Consider the following 20,526-nt stretch of genomic DNA (forward strand, 5'->3'; position numbering starts at 1 on the left):
CCCCCAATTGCGCTGTTTCCAGTAAAGATTACAGTATTGTAAGTTGCGTATTTTGCGCTCTTGCGGCCCAGTGAACGGCGTGGGTTCCGGTGACGCCGCAAAGCTGACCGATTGGTGTGCTTGAAGGACGTCGTCTTCGCAGGCTGAGTCCATGCTGCGGCGCGCCTGTCGGGAACAGGTGCCGATGCAGCGCGTTTTGGTCAACCCAATGCGTCGCTGCTGCGGTCTGTTGCGCATAAGAGGCCGGGCGCGTGCCTGTTTCCGGACGTGTGTCGCCGGCTGACCTGTCGCCCGTGAGTGGAGAACCGCATCAGTGCTTAAGTCGGTCGAGACTGTGAAAGACCCGTCCTCCGCTGCCGATCAGGCTGACCTGGCCGGGCAGGAACCCGGTGGCGCGACGCGCAAGCGTCATTCCGGCCGCCGGGCGTCCGTTGTCGTGCTGCGCGCCGTTGTGCAGTCCGTGATTGCCGCGGGCATCCTCGCCGGCGCGGTTGCCGGGTACAAGTCCCTGGTTGCCAGCAAGCCCGAAATTCCCACCAGACCGCCGCGGGAAACAGTCTATGTGGTGCGCACGGCACCCGCGGTGTTGACCACCGAACGTCCCACGTTGTCGCTGTATGGCGAGGTGGTCGCCGCGCGGACGGTCGAGATGCGCGCGCTGGTGGCCGGCGAAATCGTTTCCCTCAACGACAATCTGCGCGAGGGCGCGGCCGTCGATGCCGGCGCGGCGCTCGTCGAGATCGATCCCTTCGCCTATAAGGGCGCTCTGGTCGAGGCGCGGGCCAATCTGCAGGAGGCGCGCGCCCATCTCGTCGAGCTTGAAGGCGGGGTGAGCTCCGCGCGTGACAATGTCGCGCGCGCCGACGAACAACTGACATTCGCCCGGCGCGATCTGGAACGCGCCCAGCAACTGCTGTCCGGCGGATCGGTGACGGAGCGCACGCTCGACGATCGCCGGCTGATTGTCAGCCAGCGCCACCAGCAACTCGAGCAGGGGCGCAACGCTTTGGCTGTCGCCGAAGCCAAGGTGGAGCAGCAACGCGCGGTGATCCAGCGTCTGCAGTGGCGCGTCAGCCAGGCCGAGCGCAATCTCAAGGACACGGTGCTCGTTGCGCCTTTCGACGCCATCGTGCGCACCGAGGCGGCGGAAGCCGGCCGGCTGGTCGGCGTCAACGACGTCATTGCCATTCTCTACGATCGCGATGCGCTGGAAGCCCGCTTTACCCTGTCGGACAGCCAGTACGGACGGCTGATCGGTGAAAGCGGAACCCTTTCGGGCCGCGAGGTCGAGGTTCAGTGGCATCTTGGGACCGAGCCCGTGGTCTACAGGGCGACGATCGACCGGGTGGGCGCCGATGTGGCGTCCCAGCGCGGCGGCGTCGATGTCTACGCCCGCATCCATGGCGACGCCGCGCAGGGCGCCTTGCGGCCGGGCGCCTTCGTCGAGCTCAAGGTGCCCGACCGCGCCTATGAGAACGTCGTGCGTTTCCCCGAGACGGCGCTCTACAACGGCGACCATCTCTTTGTCGAGAAAGACGGGCGTCTGGTGCGCCGCGACGTGGCCGTGGTCGCCTATGACGGCGGCGATGTCATCCTGCGCGGCGATATAGCATCGGGCGACCGGGTGTTGCTGACGCAGATCGCCGAGGCCGGCGAGGGCCTCCTGGTGCGCGAGGAAGGCGCGCCGGTTGTGCGTGGCAAGCGTCCGGACGGCAAGGCCGGGGACGGCGCCAAAGCCGGCGGCAAGGAGAACGCGTCGTGAAGCGGTTCGACCGTGTCACCAGCGTGGCCGGCTTCTTCGTCCGCCACCCCAATGCCGCCAATCTGGTCATGGCGATGCTGATCCTGTTTGGCGCCTATGGCCTGGCTCAGCTCAATACGCAGTTCTTTCCGACCATCAAGACCAACCGCATCACGATCTCGGTCATCTGGCCGGGCGCCAGCGCCGAGGATGGCGAGGCCAACATCCTGCAGGCGCTGGAGCCCGCGGTGCGCTTCATCGACGGCGTCGACGAGGTCCTGTCTTACGCCCGCGAGGGCTCGGCGACGATCCAGCTCGAATTCACCCAGACCGCCGACATGCAAAAGGCGCTGTCCGACGTGGAGCAAGCGGTTACCGGTGTGACCACGTTGCCGGAGGATGCGGAAACGCCCACCGTGGCGTTTCGCGAGTTCTATGACCGGGTGGCGCGCATTGCGTTGACGGGGTCGTTTTCCGAAGATGCGCTGAAGGTTTTTGCGCGCAAGATCCGCGATGATCTGATCGCGCGCGGCATTGATCAGGTGACCTTTTCGGGAATGCGCGACGAGGAATACGTGGTGCAGATCCCCGAGCGCGAGATGCGTCGCCTCGATCTGACGGTGGCCGGCGTTTCCGAGAGCATCGCGGAAAACACCCGCGACCTGCCGTCAGGCAATCTCGAAGGGGCGGTGGAAAAGCAGATCCGCACGCTATCGGAAGGAAAGCGGCCCGAGGATATCGGCCGCATCGACGTCAAGACGTTTCCGACAGGGGAGAAGATCCGCGTTCGCGACATCGGTACGGTGACGCGTGAATTCGACAAGGACCAGACGCGGGGTTTCTCCGACGGCGAACGGGCCATCGAGCTGACGATATCGCGCGCGGTCTCGGCGGACACGTTGAAGACCGCCGAGATCCTCGACACCTATCTCGAGGAAATCCGCCCGCAACTGCCTGCCTCCCTTAAAATCGTCAAATACGAAATCCGCGCCGACGTGCTGATGGGACGCATCAATCTGCTGCTGGAGAATGGCCTATCGGGCCTCATTCTGGTGGTGCTGGTGCTCTACGTGTTCCTCAACGCCCGCATCGCGCTGTGGGTGGCGGCGGGTATTCCGGTCGCCATGATGGCGACGGTCGGCGTGATGTGGATGACCGGCCAGACCATCAACATGATGTCGCTGTTCGCGCTGATCATGATGCTGGGCATCATCGTCGACGATGCCATCGTCGTGGGCGAGCATACCGCCACGCGCTTCGCCCTTGGCGACAGCGCGGAGGACGCGGCGGAAAACGGCGCCGGCCGCATGGTCGCGCCGGTGGTGGCCGCGAGCCTTACCACCGTCGCCGCCTTCATGCCGATCCTCCTGGTGCGTGACGTCATCGGCCAGATCATGTCGGCCATCCCGCTGGTCGTGGTCGCGGTGCTGATTGCCAGCCTGATTGAATGTTTCCTCGTGCTGCCGGGTCATCTGGCGCATTCGCTCAAACCCCGGCCGCGCGCGGTCTGGTCCTGGTGGCGGCAGGGTATCATCGCGGCCGCGCTGGCGCTCTTCACCATGGGCCTGGCGACGCGACCCGACATCGAGGTCGTTCCATACCTGGATGCGCCGGCGGATCTGTTGCGCGCCTGGAAGGCCTCGCTCGGCGAAATCGGTTTCGACGCCGCCGTCATCATCGCGGCCTTCGCGGTGGGTGGATTGATCGAATTCGGCTTTTTCTTGTTGTGGGGACGCAAAAGCAAGGATGCCTCGACGGGGAAAGCGGCTGGTTCCGCTCGGCATTCGACGCGGGATTCGCGCGGTTTCGTGACGGCCCGTTCCGCGCGCTGGTCACGGCATCGTTTCGCTGGCGCTACGTGACGCTGTCGATCGCGGCGGCTTCGCTGATCCTGGCGTTCGGCTTTTTTGTGGGTGGGCGCGTCGGCTTCGTGCTCTTCCCCTCGCCGGAAGCGGAGAACCTGCGCGCCACGGTCTATTTCAACGCCGGCATTCCCGAAGACGAAGCAGTGTCCGGCCTCAAGGCGATCGAGGCGGCGTTGCGCTCGGCGGAAAAGAGCCTGACGAAGGACGACCCGCAGGATCTGATCGTCGCGTCCTACGTGACGCTCGGTGAGGCGGGACGCAACAAGGGCGACAATGTTGCCGGCATTGACGTCCAGCTGACGGCGTCCGAGGCGCGCAGTGTCCGCTCGCCCGATATCGTCAAGGCGTGGCGCTCGGCCTTGCCGGACATCGCCGGCATCCGCCGCGTCGCGATTTTCGAACGCCGCGGCGGCCCCCGGGTCGCGATCTGGACATCCAGCTTCAGAATGCGCCCGCGGCACGTCTGAAGACAGCGGCGCTGGAGGTGCAGGAGCTGCTGTCGGGCTATCCGGGGGTCTCCGGCGTGGCCGACGACCTGCCCTACGGCAAGCCCGAGGTGGTCATGGAGTTGACGCCGCGCGGGCGCGCGCTGGGGTTCACGGTCGACAGCGTCGGCCGCCAGATCCGCAACGCGCTGCAGGGCAATGTCGCACGGCGGTTCGCGGCCGGCGACGAGGAAATCGCCATTCGCGTGCGGCAGGTCCTGACAGACGGAACCGGAGCGAGCGCCTTGCGTGATCTCGGGTTGCGGGCCGAGACCGGCGAATACGTGCCCCTTGGCGAGGTGGTCACGCTCCTCGACCGCCAGGGCTTTTCGGCGATCCTGCGCACCAACGGCAAGACGTCGGTCAGCGTCACCGCGGATGTGGATTTCGATGTGACGTCGAACGAGGCCATCGTGCAGAAGCTGCAAGCCGGCCCGCTCGCCGATATCGCGGCACGCAACGGGGTCGACTACAAGTTCTCGGGACGGGCGGAGGAGCGCAAGAAGTCCTTCTACGACCTGAAGATCGGCACGATGATCGCGCTGGGGTGCATCTACCTGATCCTTGCGTGGGTCTTCGCCAGCTACTTCAGCCCGCTGGCGGTGATGGCGATCATCCCCTTCGGCATCGTCGGCGCGGTGTTCGGCCACTACCTGCTGGGATTCAAGCTGACCATTCTCAGTCTCATCGGGCTTCTCGGTCTTGCCGGCATCCTGGTCAATGACAGCATCATCCTGGTGAGCCGCTTCGACGAACGCCAGGGGGAAGGCGAAAGCCTTGAAGGGGCGGCTGTCGGCGCCAGTCAGGACCGCTTGCGGGCGGTGCTGCTGACCTCGCTGACGACCATCGGCGGGTTGTTGCCGCTGATCTTCGAACAAAGCATCCAGGCGCGCTTCCTGTTGCCGATGGCGATCACCATCGTCTTCGGACTGGGCATCGCCACATTGCTGGTTCTGTTCCTGATCCCGGCGCTGCTGGGTGTCGGCGGCGACATCGCGGGCCTCTACCGCTCCATCTACGGCCACAGCCGCGCGCCGGCCGAACCACGGCCGACGCTGCCGGCGGAATGAAATTTTTGCCTGGCGCTCAGGCGGGAGCGGACGGCAAATCTTCCGCAAACGCACGCGCGGCTTCGGCCGCCTGGCGCATGTTGCCGTCCCATGTCGCCGGCGATCTCCCGCGCGGGGCGAGGTCGTGGCTGCCGTCTTCGAGAACCACCAGCCGCACGTGAGCGGGAAGGTCGTAGGTCGCGATCTCCTCCGGCGTGCCGAAGGGGTCGCGCTCGCCCTGGGCGATCAGGCAGGGCAGGGTGGCTCCGCGCAGCGGCTCCAGCCGCAGTTCTTCCGGCTTGCCCTGCGGGTGGAACGGATAGCCAAGGCAGACGACGCCGGCGACGCGTTTGTCCAGCGCGGGGTCGCCCGCGCACATCACCGCGATGCGGCCGCCCATCGACTTGCCGCCGATGAGAAGCGGACCCGCGATATCGGTCCCGAGGTCGGAAATTGCCGCGAGATAGGCGTCAATCAGCTTGTCGGCACGCGGCGGCGGACGCTTCTTGCCGGTGGCGCGGCGCTCCGCCATGTAGGGAAACTCAAAGCGCGCAACCGCGAGCCCCAGACTTGCGGCCGTTGCGGCAAAGCGGTTCATGAAGGGCGAATCCATCGCGGCACCCGCGCCATGCGCCAGCAGCAGCGTCGCAGCGGGCGCACCCTCGGGGCGGGTCCAGAGAAAATCGGTCATCGGCGCGTTCCGTTGCGGAGTTCTTGCCCCGGTCACGGGCAAGTGACACGGTGTGTCATGGTGATCTCATCCGTCATGCGATAGTGCCACAGGACAGGCGGCGCAACCGCGCGATGGCAGGCAGTGAAGAATTCCGATGAGTGAAGCGACGATCCGACTGGTGATATTCGCCGGCGTCTTCATTGCCATGGCGGCCTTCGAACTGCTGGCGCCCCGCCGCGCGCAGCGCTTCGGCCGCGTTCGGCGCTGGCCGACCAACCTGGGGATCGTGCTGATCGACTCGCTTGTCTTGCGCGTCGTCTTTCCGATGGCGGCCGTGGGAACCGCGCTTTGGGCGGCGGAGCGAGGTTATGGCCTGCTTCCCGCGCTCGGGATCTCGCCCTGGGTCGCCGGGATCCTGTCGTTCGTCGCGCTGGATTTCGTGATCTGGCTGGAGCATCTGGTGTTTCACAAGGTGCCCCTGTTGTGGCGCATTCACCGGATGCACCATGGCGATCCGGATATCGACGTGACCACGGCGTTGCGGTTTCATCCCGTCGAGATCGTCCTGTCGATGCTCGTCAAGGCCGGGATCGTGGTGGCGCTGGGAGCGCCGGCCCTGGCGGTGCTGGTGTTCGAGGCGGTGCTCAATGGCGCGGCGATGTTCAATCACGCCAATTGCCGCCTGCCGCTGTGGCTCGACGGGGTGCTGCGCCTGGTGATCGTGACGCCGGACATGCACCGGGTGCATCACTCGGTGCAGCGGCGTGAGACCGATTCCAACTACGGTTTCAATCTGGCGATCTGGGACCGGATGTTCGGCACCTATGTTGCGCAGCCGGCGCTCGGGCACGAGGGCATGGACATCGGCCTGGCGGAGGAACGCGGCGACGCGCCGACCGGTCTGGCCTGGTGCCTGACGGTGCCCTTCCGCAAGAGCGCGCGCCGCGAGGCGGCGCCCGCCGCCGATCTGCCGCCGGTCAATAAAAGCTGATCGGGAAGTAGCGCAGATACAGTTCCGCGTATCGGCCGCGTGCATGGATTTGCTGCAGGGCGAAGTTGATCGCGTCCCTGAGATCGTCCGTGTCCTTGCGCACGGCGATGGCCAGCCCGTTCGCAAAGTAGTTCGGCTCGATCCACGCGCCTTCCGAGAACGCGCAGCAGTCGCGTGACTGGCTCCCCTGCAGCCAGAAACTGAGCGACAGGCCGTCGCCGAAATGGGCATCGACGTCGCCGTTGCGCAGCGCCGCGCGCGCCTTTTCTGCATCGGGGTAGCTGGCGATGAGGCTTCCGGTGAAAAAGCGCCTCACGAACGCTTCATGCTGCGTGCCTTCGACCACGGAAATCCATTTACCGGCGAAATTTTCAGGTGTGATCGGGCCGGCGTCGGCTCTGCGCTGAGCGAAGCGGGCGGGGAATTTCAAATAGCTCTCGGTGAAAGCGAGGTCCGCATGGGCAGGATCGCCGGTCGACAGGCCGGCGATGATCGCATCGCCCTCATCGCGGTTCAGCGTTTCGACGAGCGCATCGAACGGTTTCACCCGCAGCGTGCAAGCAACGTCCAGTTCCTCGCAGATGGCGCGTGCCAGATCGACATTGAAACCGGTGATGCGTCCGGCCGGGTCGCGGAAGCTGAACGGCGGGAAGTCGTCGCTGGTCAGGAACCGGATCCGCCGCAGGTTCGTTGCCGGCCGTTCGGTCCGGACGTGGGGGCTCCAGTAGTTGGGGATGTTCGGTGTCACTTCTGACGTATTGACGTCGGCAGCCTTGGCGACGGAAAAATATGACGTTGTAAAAAAAGCGAATGACAATGCCGCCAGCGTCGCGATTGAGGCAGAGGCGGCTTTCGAAAGGAATTGGATCACGTCGTCAGAACCTGCGTAGCCATCCGTCGCGCGGGGCATATCGATCAAATCAGTTTGCTGGGGCACCGGATCGACAATAGGCGAGACCGGTGACGGGGGAAAGCCGTTGAAACGCAAATCCCGGGATGATGGCCTGGCGAAGAGTCCGGCCGTCGCGAGCCCGCAGGAGTCCGTTCTGGCACCCACTGAGGCGTTGCGTCGCCGCCTCGCCATGCGCCGCAGCGTTCTGAATCGGAAATATCCGAACTCCCCCGGTCTATTGGCAGAGCCCGTGAACGGCGCCACGCCGTCCGTTCGCCGCGCTTCCACGCTACCCCTCGACGTCCGGTTTCTCGTTGCCCGCGGCTTGCCGCGCCGGGATGCCATTCGCGCAACCGATGTGGCCGCCCGTTCCGGTCGTGCGCCGGGCGAGGTGTTGCTCGCCGAACGCTGCCTGGCGGCCGAGACCTATTATCGCTGGCTCGCCGAGGAACTGCGCGTTCGCTACGTGGAGATATCGGATCTGGTTCCTGACCCTCGCGGCAAGGGGTATCTGCCCAATGTCGAGGAGGGGCGCCTGGCCGTTCTGGCGGTCGAACACGCTGGTCCGGAGATTCACGCGGCCCTTGCGCCCGGACCGGCGTGTGTGGCGGAGGTGATCGTTTATGTGGCGCGCCACCCGCAGGTGCGCTCGCGGGTGTCGGTCACAACGCCTCAGGCTCTTGAATCGGTTCGTGTCTGCCAGGGCGCCGTGCAGGCGCTGCAGGCCGAACGGCCGCTGGCGTCGGCTGCATTTCTGTTCACCCGGGCGCAGAAACTGGCAATCGGCGGCGCGGCCGCCGGTGCCGGTTGTATCGGCTGGCTTGATGCGGCCGCCGGGCTCAACGCGCTGTCTGTCGCCTCCGGGTCGCTTTTCATTGCCGCCGGCGCGGCACGAACGATCGCCGCCGCGGCAGCCCCGCGGCCAGCGTCGAGGCTCCCGCTCCCAAGGCAACCGTCATCGGCCTTGCCGCGCTACAGTGTGCTCGTGCCGCTCTACCGGGAGGAAGCGGTCATCGGCGATCTGGTGCAGGTGCTCCGCCGACTCGACTATCCGGCGGAGCGCCTGCAAATCGTGATGATCGTCGAGGCGGATGACTTTGGCACGCACGCCGCGCTTCACGCGGCCGGCCTTCGGCCTCCCTTTGAAGTCTGCGTGGTGCCACCGTTCGGCCCGCGCACCAAGCCCAAGGCGCTCGCGCACGCGCTCACCTGTGCACACGGTGACCTGATCACCGTCTATGATGCTGAGGACAGGCCGGAACCGGACCAGCTTCGCAAGGCTGCCGCAACCTTCGCAGCGGCTCCGTCGGATCTCGGCTGCCTTCAGGCGCGGTTGGCGGTCGATCACGCGGACGAGAGCTTTTTTACCCGGCATTTCGCCCTGGAATATGCGCTGCAATTCGACGTCCTGCTGCCGTGGATGGCGGCGCTGCACCTGCCTGTCCGGCTGGGGGGAACCTCGAATCATGTTCGTGCCGACGCCCTGCGGGCCTGCGGCGGCTGGGATCCATACAATGTGACCGAGGACCTGGATCTCGGTATCCGGCTGATCCGCAGCGGCTGGCGAGTGGGATTTCTGGATTCGACGACCTGGGAGGAGGCGCCGCTCGATCTCCGCGCCTGGTGCCATCAGCGGATCCGCTGGCACAAGGGCTGGTTGCAGACATGGGTGGTTCACATGCGCCAACCGGTTCATTTCATAAAGAACGCCGGAGCCGTGAATGCCGTCGTGATTGCAGGAATTTTCGCCGGAACGCTGTTGACGCTGGCGGCGCACCCGACGTTTCTGATGCTTGTGGGGCTCTATGCGGGGGATGGTGCGTGGAGGCCGTCGAGCGACGGAATTATCGGTGACCTCGTGCTTGGCATCGGCCTGACGTGCATCGTCCTGGGGTATGGCGGGTTCTATCTTGCGATCAGGCGCGCGGCGCGGGAAAGGGCCCTGCGCTTTGGCTGGCGGGAGATGGCCGGACTGCCGTTCTACTGGCTGCTGATGAGCGCCGCGCTCGCCATCGCGGCGGCAGAGCTGGTCATTCGGCCCTGCCACTGGCGCAAGACAACCCATGGCGTGGCGAAAACGCGTCCGGCGTCGCATCCGCCGGATCCAGCGCGACGCGTACCAAGGGTCCCCGTGCGCGCCAGGTTACTGCGGCGTCTGGGCCGTATCCGCGGATGGCTTGTTCCGTGGTGACCGAACATGCGCCGGGAAGCCTGCCGCGCTCACTTTCCGGAGCGCGCAGAGTTCAGATCTTCGTCCCGGTGGTCTTGCTGCGGCGGGCGACGGCGGCAAGCGACAAGCCGGCGGAGGTCGCGGTGACCGACAGCGGCCAGAACAGAGACGCGATGCCTGCCAGCAGAACACGCGCGACCCGCTTGTCCTGGTTCTCGATGAGATCGCTCGTCCAGGAGATGAAATACAAGGCGCCGATCGACAGGTACAGGCCGACCGGAAGGGCTAACGCCAGGAACATGAGAAGCACGATATTCATGATGGAAACGTCCCGGAACCCAGCTTTTAATTAACCGGTCAAATATCAAGGCCGGTCCAACTTGTGCGCAGCCTGTATTCACGTCACCGAATGTCACCATGCAATGCCATAAACGTGGCAAAAACAAGTGGCAGTGCCGGTTCCCGGTTCGGTGTGCCGTGCCTCCGGCGTGTTGTTCGCGGCGCCCAACACGGTCCCGCGAGCGCCGTTAACGTTATCCGTCGAGCCGGAACCGACGCCTGAATTGCATTTTGCAACGTCACCCACACAAGGCCATCATGCGGTTAAGATCCTCTTAACCAAGAATAAAAGGTAAATTTTTTCTGTGTATCCACGTTCGGGGGGCGTGCGGATGCCCGCTGACATGACGTGCATGTCCGCCATCTTGCACGCCGATGCGGAAACGGCCGCGCGGCCCCCCGAATCCAGGAGCGCCTTCGCCTTTCGCCGCCGCCCATGGTGTCGCCGAATTTGAGATACAGAGTGCGGTGATCCGGGAGGATGGGCGGTCGGTGCGACATCGCCACACCGTTATCCCGGGTGGAGGCGCGACACGGCCGCGCGTGCCTGTTATGGGTGAGCGGCCGGCCATGCCAGGTCCGCGCCCATCTGCGCGGGCAGACGCGCTGGACGCCATACCCCCTGGCGGTGCGGCGTCGGAGGGGCGTGTCGTGCATGTTGGAGTGTCTCTGTGATGGCGCCGACCGCGGTCTTGATGGTTGAAAGACTTCGCACTGCGATGCGGCGCGCGGCAACGGTGGGCCGGGACGCCATCGCGCCGCTGCGCGACCGGCTTGGGCGCCGCGCGACGCGCGTCTATGCCGGCCTGATTGTGCTGGTTATCGCGTTCAATGTCGGCTCCTATCTCTATGGCGAGCAGATCCTGCGCGAGGCGAAACAGGTCCGCATGAGGGCGGCAGTTCCCGTCGCCGCGCCGCAAGAGCATGATCCGGCCGCATCGGGGCCGCTGGCACGCGCGGTGCCGCCCGGTGCCCTCGCGCCGCCGCGTCCGCCCTATTCGATCGTCGGGCGGGAATTGTCGTTCCAGCCGCCCTATGTCGTCACCGGTTCGGACACGTTTCTGAACCGCCAGGTCCCGGTGCGTCTGGCCTTCGTGAACGGCATTGCGCCGGACGACATCTGCATGGACCGGTTCTTGGCGAAATATCCCTGCGGACTGATGGCGCGCGCGGCGCTCAAACAGGCGATTTCCGGACAGGATCTTCGGTGCCGCGCGATCTTTTATGGGCGGGAGGATATCCGGTACCAGTGTTTCGCCGGTGAGGCGGACATTGCGGCGGGCCAGGTTCGTGCGGGGTTTGCAAAACCCGATTCTCTGGGACGCGCGCGCCTGAGCGGCGCGATGGAAGAGGCGCGGCGACTGCAAAGCGGCGCGTGGAACGGCGGTTGGCGAACCATGGGGCGCAGCGCGTTCCAGCGCAACAACGTGCTTCTGGACAAGCTGGACGCGCTGGCGACGGGCACGTTCGGACCTGAGTGATCTGGACATGCTCTTGGAGAGTGGTCTTGAATAAGATGCGAACGCGCCGCGCGGGTGTATAGGATGTAGTTATTACTGGCGATGATTGTAAAAATTTTTGTCAAGTAATGGAATAGCGGAAGTTTGTGTAATTATGGCTGGTATTTTTAATAGTAAAAAAGAACTTAAAAAAGATCAGGTTAGAACATCTAGATTTGTGGTATTTTCTACAAAAATTGCATTCTATTCGACTTTTGTCGTATTAGTTGTTTCCACTTTTTTATTTGAAGCTTTTTTATATGATATTTTAAAATCAAATAATGTATTTGATTATTTGGTTGAATTTAAAGTTTTTGAATACTGGACAAAATTAAAAATAGATTATAATTATTTGATATCGATATCAGAATATGAATTTGCACAAAAATATGTAGTATACTATTGTTATATTACGGCTATTTTAATTTTTTGTTTTTTGTTTAATTTTATTTTATTGGCCGTAGCGTATATTTTTTATTCAAAAATAGAGGAGAAGGTGAACGTTAGATTTGTAATATACTATTCCGTCCCGGGGCTCGCAATATTGGGGCTTCTAACGTTTGGGGTGAGGACGTTTTTCAGGGGCGAACTCGAATTTAGTCCGCGAGGAATTCCCGTTGGAGATATGGCGTTTGTATATGTAGTCTTGTCTCTAATACTTATTTCTATGTGTTTGTATGTAACTTATATTGCTTTTTTGAAAAAGATGATGTTTTTATTTTGGAGGCATCAAGTGAAAAATTAAAAGAAGCTATGAAAAAGGATTCATTTGTAACTATTTTCATTTTTGGGGATGAGTATGCCAGAGGCCCGCGCCGTTAATTTAGAGAAACTAGATGAATTGGATAAGGTGGTTTCAGGGTCTAGCGGGTTCTGTGGCGTTATAGGGACTGGCCTTTCTGCCGCCGAAAAGGTTGGCTGGCGTGCTTCCCTATTGCTTCCCCGGGAAATAGTCGTTTTCGGATTATCAGCGTAAGCCATTGAAATAATTGGAGCGGGTGAAGAGAATCGAACTCTCGTCTTAAGCTTGGGAAGCTTCTGCTCTACCATTGAGCTACACCCGCATCAGGGTCCTATTTCCCGCGCGCCGACATGCTCTGTCAAGCGCCATTGCGGGTGCCGGCCGCCGTATTCTGTGCAGTTGCGCGATGCTCTCTTGAATGCACCGGTAAATCGGCCATCTTGCACGGGTGCTTGTCAGGGGTGGCGAAGGGACTCTATCGGCCATGCGGGAAAAACTGAGGGCGCTCGTTCAGTCGCGCCAGTGGGAAATCACGATCATCTCGATCATCGTGCTCAACGCGGTGACGCTGGGACTGGAAACCAGCGAGACGGTCGTGACCGCATTCGGCGGAATTCTCACCGCGATCGATCACACAGTGCTTGCGATCTTTGTCGCGGAGATCGCGGTGCGCATCTATGCCTACGGTCTGGGCTTTTTTCGCCGTCCGTGGAGCCTGTTCGACTTTATCGTCGTGACCATTGCCCTGTTGCCGGCCGCGGGCGGTCTCTCGGTGCTGCGCGCGCTGCGAATCCTGCGCGTGTTGCGGCTGATTTCCTCGGTGCCCTCACTGCAGAGGGTCGTCGGCGGGCTGATCAACGCGCTGCCCGGGATGGGCTCGATCGTCCTGTTGATGACATTGGTTTTCTATGTCTTTTCGGTCATGGCGACGAATCTCTACGGCGCCGCCTTTCCCGAATGGTTTGGCTCGCTGGGCGCATCCGCCTACACGCTCTTCCAGATCATGACGCTGGAAAGCTGGTCGATGGGCATCGTGCGTCCGGTGATGGAGGCGTTTCCGTTCGCCTGGATCTTCTTCCTGCCGTTCATCCTCGCCACCGCCTTCACCGTGCTCAACCTGTTCATCGGCATCATCGTCTCCGCCATGCAGGAGGAGCACGATCATATCGCCGAAGCGGACCGGCAGGCGATCCATGACGAGACGGGATTGGTGCTGCAGGAGGTCAAGGCGTTGCGTGTGGAAGTCGCCGCGCTGCGCGAGGAAGTCAGAGGGAAAGACGGCGCGACGGGATAGGCCGCGCGGACGAAGCGGATGGTCAGTCGTGGCGGTTGAACGAGGCGCCCACCGTGTCGGCGACCATGGCGCCGCGCTGGCCCATGGGCTTGGGATCGCCAACGGTGGAATCGATCGCTGTCTGGTGCTCGATCTCGGCGTCGATTTCCGCGCCGACGATCAGGATGATGACCGACAGCCACACCCAGACCATCAGGCCGATCACTGCGCCAAATGTTCCATAGGTCGCGTTGTAGTTGGCGAAGTTCTCGATGTAGAGCGAAAACCCGATGGACATGGCAAGCCAGATCAGCGTCGCAAAGCCCGCGCCCCAGGTCAGCCAGCGCCATTTGGCGGGCTCCCGGCTGGGTCCGTAGCGATACAGCAGGATGATGCCGATACCGACAAGGCCCAGCACCACCGGCCAGCGCAGCAGCGCCAGCAGATAGGGCGCCGTGCCCTCCAGCGAGATCAGGGCCAGCACGGGAGGCACGATGCCGACCGAGAAGATCAGCAGGATGCCCAAGCCCATCGCGGCGAAACTGAAGCAAAGCGACAGCAGGTTCACGACGAGAAAGCTGCGCTTTTCGCGCTCGTTAAATGCGATATTCATCGCCTCAAACAGAGCCTTTATGGCGTTGTTGACACTCCAGATCGAGACGGCGAGACCGGTGAGAAACGCATAGGACAGCGTGTTGTCGCTCTGCCGGGCAAGGGATGTGAGCTGGTCGCGGATGAGATCGATGCCGCCGGTGGGCGCGAAACCGCTGAACAGGTCGATGTGCTGGATGACGGTGGCAGGATCCGCGACAATGCCGTAGAGCGCCACGAAGGCGGCGAGACCGGGGAAAAGCGCCAGCAGGAAATAAAAGGTGGCGCCGGCGGCCACCAGCATGACGTGGTCATGCGACAGCTGCAGATAGACACGCCAGGTGACGTCGAACCAGCCCCGCCAGGGAATGGCGGAGGGGCGGTCGGCGTAGCGTCCGCGATCCTGTTCCCTCATGGCCGTGCGCAGGTCGTGTTCGGACGGCGAGGCGACGTCCTCGGGCTCCGGGGCGGCATGCGCCGCCACTTCCGCCAGGGTCTCGCCCGGCGCGTCATCCATGGATCCATAGTCCCCGGGCGCGTGCGGCGCGCGCCCGGATTCCGGCATGGATGGGCGGGGTGCGTCTTTTGGCTCGTCACTCATGCTGCGTTCGCCCCTGCATCGTCCCGCCACCCTTTCCCGCGCCCGCCGGCACCTGCCGCCCGATAAACGGCCCGAATGGCCGGTTCGTTCCCTTCGGCCAGGAACGACGCAATGCGGGCTCAGAAGGTCCCCAGCATGTCGGCTGGGCCGCTCAGGGTCAATGAAACGCCGGTCTCGTCGAAGACACGCGCCTCGATGGTGAGCCCCGCCTGGGCGGCGCGCTGCTCCAATGCGGATGACTCGTTGAAGCCGGCAGTGACGGTCTTGCGGCCCATGCGAAGCCACGGCCGACGGTCGGACCGTTCGATGGCGTTCTGAACGGCACCCGAATAGGCGCGCGCCAGCCCGCCGCCGCCGAGCTTCACACCGCCGAAATAACGCACGATGATCACGCCGACATCGACCAGCTCCGCGCCCTGCAGCACCTTGAGACATGGCATTCCGGACGTTCCCGCCGGCTCGCCGTCGTCCCTGGCGCCTTCCTCGATCCTGCCGTCGTCCATCATCCGCCGGAAGGCCGTCACATGATGGTTGGCCTTGCGATGCTCGGCACGCAGCTCGGAAAGCCGTGCGTCAAAGGCGGCAATGGGAACGAGAGAGGCCAGAAACCGCGACTTGCGGTCCTCGAGTTCACCAAGGCATTCGGTGGTGATGGTCTGAAGTGCCATCTTTGCGGGCTCAGCCGATGGGTTTGAAGTGCTTCGACAGTTTTAGCGCCTGACCCTGGTAGTTCGAGCCGATGCCTTCGCCGTAGAGCGTCCTGGGCGCTCGCACATGCGTTCGTAGACCAGCCGGCCGATGGTCTGGCCATGGTCGAGAATGAAGGGCACGTCGTGCGAGCGGACTTCGAGCACCGCGCGCGAGCCTTCCCCGCCAATGGCGGAATGGCCGAAGCCCGGATCGAAGAAGCCGGCGTAATGTACCCGGAACTCGCCGACCAGGGGATCGAAGGGCACCATTTCGGCCGCGAAATCCGGCGGCACGTGCACGGCCTCGTTGGAGACCAGAATGTAGAACTCGTTCGGGTCGAGGATCAGCGAGGCGTCTCCCCGCCGGCGGATGGGTTCCCAGAAGTCGAGCGGATCGAGCGCGCCCTTGACGTCCATGTCAATGACGCCGGTGTGGCGCTTGGCGCGGTAGCCGACGAGCCTGTCGTCGCCCATGCCGGCCAGATCGATCGACAGCTGCACGCCGCCGCCGATGCGCGCGGCGCCGCCATCCACCAGGGCGGATTCCGTGTCGATGCCGACGAGTTCACTGTCGGAAATCAGGGCGTGGCCACGGCGGAAGCGGATCTGCGAAAGACGCGAGCCCGTGCGCACCAGCACGGGAAACGTCTTGGGGCTGATCTCGGCGTAGAGCGGTCCGGTGTAGCCCGGAGCCACCGTGTCGAACTCACGGCCCTCGTCGGTGATCACGCGGGTGAACACATCGAGCCGGCCGGTGGAGCTTTTCGGATTGGTGGTCGCGGAAAGGTCCGAGGGCAGGGCCAGTCCTTCGAGCAGCGGCACGATATAGACGCAGCCGGTTTCCAGAACGGCGCCGCCGCTCAGGTCCACCTCGTGCAGCTTCAGCCGCTCGAGCTTGCTCTCGACCGAATTGCCGGGACCGGGCAGAAAGCTGGCGCGAACTCGCCAGGCGACCTGCCCCAACCTGAGATCCAGGCTGGCGGGCTGGATCTGGTCTGCGTCGCGCGGCCGGCCGGCTGCAATGCCTCCGGTCGCAAAAAGAGCTTCGATGCTGTGCGCCGGAAGTATGCCGATCGGCTCGCCCGTCATGGTCATCCTGTCTTTTGGTTGCCTCGTCCCGCCGCACCGGCCCGATGATCCCGGCAAGGGACCGAATCCGGCAAGGCATGGACAAGATGCGTCAAGCGAGTAGGCTTGGGCAACTCGTTCGCGTGCGGGCGACTCCGTCCCGATGCAGGATGATCTAGCCGATCCGCGCATTGACGCCAAGGATCAGTTGCCGTAATCAGAAGGTGATCCGTGGTAATTTGGGCCGGCCGGCTTGCAGCCACGTTAAACAAGTCGCTAAAAGGTCGGGAGCTAAAAACCCCGGCCGTCTATGGCCGGGTTTTTTTGTTTTTGGAGCTGACGATGAGCGGATATCAGGACAGGACTTGGCGCCCGGCGACGACGCTGGTGCACGGCGGAATCACGCGGTCTCCCTTCGGCGAGACCTCCGAAGCCATGTTTCTGACGCAAGGGTTCGTCTACGACAGCGCGGAAGCGGCGGAAGCCCGCTTCAAGGGCGAGGACGAGGGCTTCATCTATTCACGCTATGCCAACCCCACCGTTGCGATGTTCGAGGAGCGCATGTGCCTGCTGGAGGGCGCCGAGGCCGCGCGCGGCACCGCCAGCGGCATGGCCGCCGTGAACACCGCGATCATGGCCGCCGTGAAGGCGGGCGATCATGTGGTCGCCGCCAAGGCGCTCTTCGGCTCCTGCCGCTACATCATCGAGACCCTCTTGCCGACCTTCGGCGTCGAGGCCACGCTGGTCGATGGCACCGACCTCGAGCAGTGGAAGGCGGCCGTCAGGCCCAATACCACGGCGCTGTTTCTGGAATCCCCGACCAATCCGACGCTCGAGATCATCGACATCGCGGCCGTTGCCGACATCGCGCATGTAGTTGGCGCGCGGCTTATCGTCGATAACGTCTTTGCCACGCCCCTGTGGCAGTCGCCGCTCAAGCTGGGCGCGGACGTTGTGATCTACTCCGCCACCAAGCACATTGACGGTCAGGGCCGGTGTCTGGGCGGCGTGATCCTCTCCGATGAGGAGTGGATCGAGGAAAAGGTGCATCCGCTGTTCAAGCACACGGGTCCGAGCCTGAGCCCCTTCAACGCCTGGGTGATGCTGAAGGGTCTCGAGACGCTGCCGCTGCGCGTCGAGCGCCAGACCGCGACGGCCGCGATGATCGCGGATTATCTCGCCGGACACCAAGGCGTCGCCCGGCTGATCTATCCCGGCCGGGACGACCATCCGCAGGCCTCGGTCGCCCGCAAGCAGATGACCGGCGGCTCGACGCTCATCGCCTTCGAACTCGCAGGCGGCAAGCCCGCGGCCTTCGCGGCCTGCAACGGCGTGGACATCATCAAGATCTCGAACAATCTCGGCGACGCCAAGAGCCTGATCTGCCATCCGGCGACGACCACGCACCAGAGCCTCAAGGAAGAGGCGCGGGCGGAACTGGGCATATCCGGCGGCATGCTGCGCCTGTCCGTCGGGCTCGAGGATCCGGATGATCTGATCGCGGATCTCGACAAGGCGTTGGGTCAGTCCGTGACACTGCATCGCGGCGCGAGCCTCGAGACAGCCTGAGTAACCGTATCGTGAGAAATGCCGTTGCGTGATTTTTCCGGCCTGCAATAGATTGATCCTTGCGCCGCTTTGTGGCGGGTTGTAGCGGATTGATTGCAGGTCGGGAGAATTGCCATGCGGATTGCGCGACTGATTGCGGGGGCGGCGCTGGCGGCCGTATTGGGATGTGTTGGGCCGGCCGCGGCGGCGAGCTGCGGCAACGGACCAGGCGGGTTCAATGCCTGGCTGGCGGATTTCAAACGCCAGGCCGTGGCGCAAGGCATATCCCAGCGCACCGTCAACGCGGCGCTCAAGGGAGTCAGCTACAACCCCCGGGTGATCAAGCTCGACCGCTCGCAGAAATCCTTCAAGCTGAGTTTCGACCAGTTCTATAAGCGCCGCGTCGACAACGCGATGATCAAGCGCGGCCGCGCGTTGATGGCCAGCAACAGGCGGCTGTTCGACAGCATCGAGCGCCAATACGGCGTCCCGGCCGAGGTCATCGTGGCGATCTGGGGTCTGGAGACCGGCTTCGGACGCAATTCCGGCAGCATGCCGGCGATCCGCTCGCTGGCCACGCTGGCCTACGACTGCCGGCGCTCCGACTTCTTCACCAACGAGCTGATGAGCGCGCTGACGATTGTCCAGCGCGGCGACATGGCGCCGGCCAACATGAAGGGCGCCTGGGCGGGGGAACTGGGGCAGACCCAGTTCCTGGCCTCGTCCTACGTGAAATATGCCGTCGACTATGACGGCAACGGCCGCCGCGACCTGATCCGGTCCGTGCCCGACGTGTTGGCCTCCACCGCCAACTATCTCAAGCAGTATGGCTGGCGGCGTGGCCAGTCCTGGGAGCCTGGCTCGGCCAACTATGACGTGCTGTTCAAATGGAACCGGGCCAAGGTCTACGTGCAGACCATCTCGGTGATGGCGAGCAAGCTGCGCGGGTAGGGCCGCTCATCGTCGCGTCAGGATATAGGCGACGTTGATCACGCGCGTGGCGGCGCTCAGGAAACACAGGCCCGCGAATACCCAGGCGATCATGGCAAACGACGCAGGCCACAGGCACATCAGCACGAAGGCCGCGATGGTCTCCGTGCCCTCGGCCAGGCCGCCGAGATAGTAAAGCGACTTGATGCCCTGCGACGATGTCGCCATGCCGCGCTTTTCCGCCATCACGGCAAATGCCAGGAACGTCGTGCCGCTGGCGTAGAAGCTTGCCAGCAGCACCGCGCCCGCAAGCGCGTTGGCCTGAGGATCGTGGATCAGAAAGGCCAGTGGCACGGCGGCGTAGAAGAAGAAATCGAACGTGATGTCGAGAAAGCCGCCGAGATCGGTCGTTTTGCTGGCGCGCGCGATGGCGCCGTCCAGCCCGTCGGCGAGACGGCTGGCGATGATCAGCGCCAGGCCGATCAGCATGTGCCCATACACAATCGCCAGTGCCGCGCCCAGGCCCAGGACAAGCCCTGCGGACGTCACGGTGTTGGCGCCGATGCCCATCGCCGCGAGGCCGCGTCCCGCAACGTTGAGCGGCGGATCGATCAGTTTGCGCGCGTGGCGGTCGAGCATGGCGGATTGGCTTCAACGTGTCCGGGGGATCGGCGGGTGCCTCGAAATCGCGCCACACTCGCCCGATCGGAGCCCCGGCGTCAATGCGGCGGCTGTCTTGTGCAGGTTGCCATTGACGCCGGGGCGGCGTCGCGGTAGTGCCGCTGTCGATATGACGGCGCGTCTTGTGGTTCACCGCGCGCCTGTCTGCACGATGGCTCGCCGGGTTCCGATGGCTCGACGGGCGACAGCCGGGGAGGCCGCCCGTATCCGGCCGGCAGGAAGTTCAGGATAGGCGCATGTACCGTTCGCTCACCCGCGGGATACAAGTCACCGTCGAACCGGTGTATCTGGAAGACGAATCCGCACCCGCGGAAAACCACTATTTCTGGGCTTACACGGTCGAGATCGTCAATCAGGGGACCGAGCCCGTGCAGTTGCGCGCGCGGCACTGGAAAATCACCGACGCGCTGGGGCGCGTGGAAGAAGTGCGCGGCGCAGGCGTTGTCGGCGAAGAGCCGCGGCTGGAGCCGGGAGAGCGCTTCGAGTATACCTCCGGCTGTCCGCTGGCCACCGCATCGGGCTTCATGATCGGTTCCTATCAGATGGAAGGCGCGGACGGCGAGGCCTTCTCGGTGGATATTCCGGCCTTCTCCCTCGATTTGCCCGACGCTCCCCGGGTCCTGAACTAACACCTCGCCACGGCCGCCGCATCGCACCGGCGCGGGCTCGCCTATGCCGCAGTCCGTGCAGCCGCGCCCA

At 63.5% G+C, this 20,526-nt stretch carries 17 protein-coding genes, 1 tRNA gene, 1 pseudogene and 1 riboswitch; of the genes and pseudogenes, 11 read left to right on the plus strand and 8 right to left on the minus strand.

Going from position 1 to position 20,526, the window contains the following annotated elements; all coding sequences use genetic code 11:
• Positions 1 to 313 precede the first annotated feature (313 nt).
• The 4 genes from D1F64_RS05610 to D1F64_RS24305 are packed head-to-tail and all read left to right on the plus strand — an operon-like array spanning position 314 to position 5,161.
• Positions 314 to 1,762 carry an HlyD family efflux transporter periplasmic adaptor subunit gene (locus tag D1F64_RS05610; RefSeq protein WP_162901322.1) on the plus strand — a complete coding sequence of 483 codons (1,449 nt, stop codon included), beginning with the start codon at positions 314 to 316 and terminating at the stop codon, positions 1,760 to 1,762.
• On the plus strand, positions 1,759 to 3,603 hold the full coding sequence (locus tag D1F64_RS24295) for an efflux RND transporter permease subunit (protein ID WP_248304634.1): 1,845 nt from the start codon (positions 1,759 to 1,761) through the stop codon (positions 3,601 to 3,603). The genes D1F64_RS05610 and D1F64_RS24295 overlap by 4 nt, the downstream gene beginning before the upstream one ends.
• On the plus strand, positions 3,600 to 4,073 hold the full coding sequence (locus D1F64_RS24300) for a hypothetical protein (protein WP_248304635.1): 474 nt from the start codon (positions 3,600 to 3,602) through the stop codon (positions 4,071 to 4,073). Before D1F64_RS24295 ends, D1F64_RS24300 begins: the two co-directional genes overlap by 4 nt.
• An 11-nt stretch (positions 4,074 to 4,084) precedes the next feature.
• Positions 4,085 to 5,161: an efflux RND transporter permease subunit gene (locus D1F64_RS24305; RefSeq protein ID WP_248304750.1), complete on the plus strand. Its 1,077-nt coding sequence runs from the start codon at positions 4,085 to 4,087 to the stop codon at positions 5,159 to 5,161.
• A 16-nt stretch (positions 5,162 to 5,177) separates the two neighbouring features.
• Here D1F64_RS24305 and D1F64_RS05620 read toward each other — a convergent pair whose 3' ends face one another.
• Complete coding sequence (locus D1F64_RS05620; protein ID WP_117411621.1) at positions 5,178 to 5,831, minus strand: alpha/beta family hydrolase; 654 nt, start codon at positions 5,829 to 5,831, stop codon at positions 5,178 to 5,180.
• Between the two features lie 136 nt (positions 5,832 to 5,967).
• Between D1F64_RS05620 and D1F64_RS05625 the strand changes: the two genes are divergently transcribed.
• Positions 5,968 to 6,804, plus strand: coding sequence for a sterol desaturase family protein (locus D1F64_RS05625; protein WP_117411622.1), 837 nt, complete (start codon positions 5,968 to 5,970; stop codon positions 6,802 to 6,804).
• On the opposite strand, the gene D1F64_RS05630 is transcribed toward D1F64_RS05625, so the two are convergent.
• Positions 6,791 to 7,714, minus strand: coding sequence for a transporter substrate-binding domain-containing protein (locus D1F64_RS05630; RefSeq protein WP_117414449.1), 924 nt, complete (start codon positions 7,712 to 7,714; stop codon positions 6,791 to 6,793). The genes D1F64_RS05625 and D1F64_RS05630 overlap by 14 nt on opposite strands.
• Positions 7,715 to 7,781: 67 nt before the next feature.
• Between D1F64_RS05630 and D1F64_RS05635 the strand changes: the two genes are divergently transcribed.
• On the plus strand, positions 7,782 to 9,887 hold the full coding sequence (locus D1F64_RS05635) for a glycosyltransferase family 2 protein (protein ID WP_117411623.1): 2,106 nt from the start codon (positions 7,782 to 7,784) through the stop codon (positions 9,885 to 9,887).
• Between the two features lie 52 nt (positions 9,888 to 9,939).
• On the opposite strand, the gene D1F64_RS05640 is transcribed toward D1F64_RS05635, so the two are convergent.
• Positions 9,940 to 10,185: a hypothetical protein gene (locus tag D1F64_RS05640; RefSeq protein WP_117411624.1), complete on the minus strand. Its 246-nt coding sequence runs from the start codon at positions 10,183 to 10,185 to the stop codon at positions 9,940 to 9,942.
• Between the two features lie 715 nt (positions 10,186 to 10,900).
• Here D1F64_RS05640 and D1F64_RS05645 point away from each other — a divergent pair.
• Positions 10,901 to 11,686 (plus strand): hypothetical protein, encoded by a 786-nt coding sequence (locus D1F64_RS05645; RefSeq protein ID WP_162901323.1) that lies wholly within the window; start codon positions 10,901 to 10,903, stop codon positions 11,684 to 11,686.
• Between the two features lie 1,008 nt (positions 11,687 to 12,694).
• On the opposite strand, the gene D1F64_RS05650 is transcribed toward D1F64_RS05645, so the two are convergent.
• Positions 12,695 to 12,768, minus strand: a tRNA-Gly gene (locus tag D1F64_RS05650).
• A 162-nt stretch (positions 12,769 to 12,930) separates the two neighbouring features.
• Here D1F64_RS05650 and D1F64_RS05655 point away from each other — a divergent pair.
• Positions 12,931 to 13,740 (plus strand): ion transporter, encoded by an 810-nt coding sequence (locus D1F64_RS05655; RefSeq protein WP_117411626.1) that lies wholly within the window; start codon positions 12,931 to 12,933, stop codon positions 13,738 to 13,740.
• Between the two features lie 22 nt (positions 13,741 to 13,762).
• Here the strand turns inward: D1F64_RS05655 and D1F64_RS05660 are convergent, their stop codons facing one another.
• The 3 genes and pseudogenes from D1F64_RS05660 to D1F64_RS05670 all read right to left on the minus strand — a co-directional run bounded on the left by D1F64_RS05660 (position 13,763) and on the right by D1F64_RS05670 (position 16,689).
• Positions 13,763 to 14,827: a YihY/virulence factor BrkB family protein gene (locus tag D1F64_RS05660; RefSeq protein ID WP_248304636.1), complete on the minus strand. Its 1,065-nt coding sequence runs from the start codon at positions 14,825 to 14,827 to the stop codon at positions 13,763 to 13,765.
• 203 nt (positions 14,828 to 15,030) lie between these two features.
• Positions 15,031 to 15,579, minus strand: a complete 549-nt coding sequence (locus D1F64_RS05665) for a YigZ family protein (protein WP_117411627.1) — start codon at positions 15,577 to 15,579, stop codon at positions 15,031 to 15,033.
• A 10-nt stretch (positions 15,580 to 15,589) separates the two neighbouring features.
• Positions 15,590 to 16,689 (minus strand): annotated as a pseudogene (locus D1F64_RS05670) (2'-deoxycytidine 5'-triphosphate deaminase).
• Between the two features lie 200 nt (positions 16,690 to 16,889).
• Positions 16,890 to 16,968, plus strand: a riboswitch (SAM riboswitch).
• A 42-nt stretch (positions 16,969 to 17,010) separates the two neighbouring features.
• Here D1F64_RS05670 and D1F64_RS05675 point away from each other — a divergent pair.
• Positions 17,011 to 18,237 (plus strand): O-succinylhomoserine sulfhydrylase, encoded by a 1,227-nt coding sequence (locus D1F64_RS05675; RefSeq protein WP_117414451.1) that lies wholly within the window; start codon positions 17,011 to 17,013, stop codon positions 18,235 to 18,237.
• Positions 18,238 to 18,351: 114 nt separating this feature from the next.
• Positions 18,352 to 19,167 (plus strand): lytic murein transglycosylase, encoded by an 816-nt coding sequence (locus D1F64_RS05680; RefSeq protein ID WP_117411628.1) that lies wholly within the window; start codon positions 18,352 to 18,354, stop codon positions 19,165 to 19,167.
• A gap of 6 nt (positions 19,168 to 19,173) precedes the next feature.
• On the opposite strand, the gene D1F64_RS05685 is transcribed toward D1F64_RS05680, so the two are convergent.
• Positions 19,174 to 19,785: a CDP-alcohol phosphatidyltransferase family protein gene (locus D1F64_RS05685; protein ID WP_117411629.1), complete on the minus strand. Its 612-nt coding sequence runs from the start codon at positions 19,783 to 19,785 to the stop codon at positions 19,174 to 19,176.
• 278 nt (positions 19,786 to 20,063) lie between these two features.
• On the opposite strand from D1F64_RS05685, the gene apaG reads away from it, so the two are divergent.
• The gene (gene apaG / locus D1F64_RS05690) at positions 20,064 to 20,456 is read left to right on the plus strand and encodes a Co2+/Mg2+ efflux protein ApaG (protein WP_117411630.1); all 393 of its coding nucleotides are present in this window, start codon (positions 20,064 to 20,066) and stop codon (positions 20,454 to 20,456) included.
• Positions 20,457 to 20,526: the final 70 nt, after the last annotated feature.

It is taken from the genome of Breoghania sp. L-A4 (genome assembly GCF_003432385.1).
In the GTDB taxonomy this organism is placed as follows: domain Bacteria; phylum Pseudomonadota; class Alphaproteobacteria; order Rhizobiales; family Stappiaceae; genus Breoghania.

Coding starts and splice junctions, on each gene's coding strand:
- D1F64_RS05680 (WP_117411628.1), top strand. CDS start 18,352: ATGCGGATTGCGCGACTGATTGCGGGGGCGGCGCTGGCGGCCGTATTG.
- D1F64_RS05675 (WP_117414451.1), top strand. CDS start 17,011: ATGAGCGGATATCAGGACAGGACTTGGCGCCCGGCGACGACGCTGGTG.
- D1F64_RS05625 (WP_117411622.1), top strand. CDS start 5,968: ATGAGTGAAGCGACGATCCGACTGGTGATATTCGCCGGCGTCTTCATT.
- D1F64_RS05660 (WP_248304636.1), bottom strand. CDS start 14,827: ATGGATGACGCGCCGGGCGAGACCCTGGCGGAAGTGGCGGCGCATGCC.
- D1F64_RS05620 (WP_117411621.1), bottom strand. CDS start 5,831: ATGACCGATTTTCTCTGGACCCGCCCCGAGGGTGCGCCCGCTGCGACG.
- D1F64_RS05655 (WP_117411626.1), top strand. CDS start 12,931: ATGCGGGAAAAACTGAGGGCGCTCGTTCAGTCGCGCCAGTGGGAAATC.
- D1F64_RS05665 (WP_117411627.1), bottom strand. CDS start 15,579: ATGGCACTTCAGACCATCACCACCGAATGCCTTGGTGAACTCGAGGAC.
- D1F64_RS05685 (WP_117411629.1), bottom strand. CDS start 19,785: ATGCTCGACCGCCACGCGCGCAAACTGATCGATCCGCCGCTCAACGTT.
- D1F64_RS05640 (WP_117411624.1), bottom strand. CDS start 10,185: ATGAATATCGTGCTTCTCATGTTCCTGGCGTTAGCCCTTCCGGTCGGC.
- D1F64_RS05630 (WP_117414449.1), bottom strand. CDS start 7,714: ATGCCCCGCGCGACGGATGGCTACGCAGGTTCTGACGACGTGATCCAA.
- D1F64_RS05645 (WP_162901323.1), top strand. CDS start 10,901: ATGGTTGAAAGACTTCGCACTGCGATGCGGCGCGCGGCAACGGTGGGC.
- apaG (WP_117411630.1), top strand. CDS start 20,064: ATGTACCGTTCGCTCACCCGCGGGATACAAGTCACCGTCGAACCGGTG.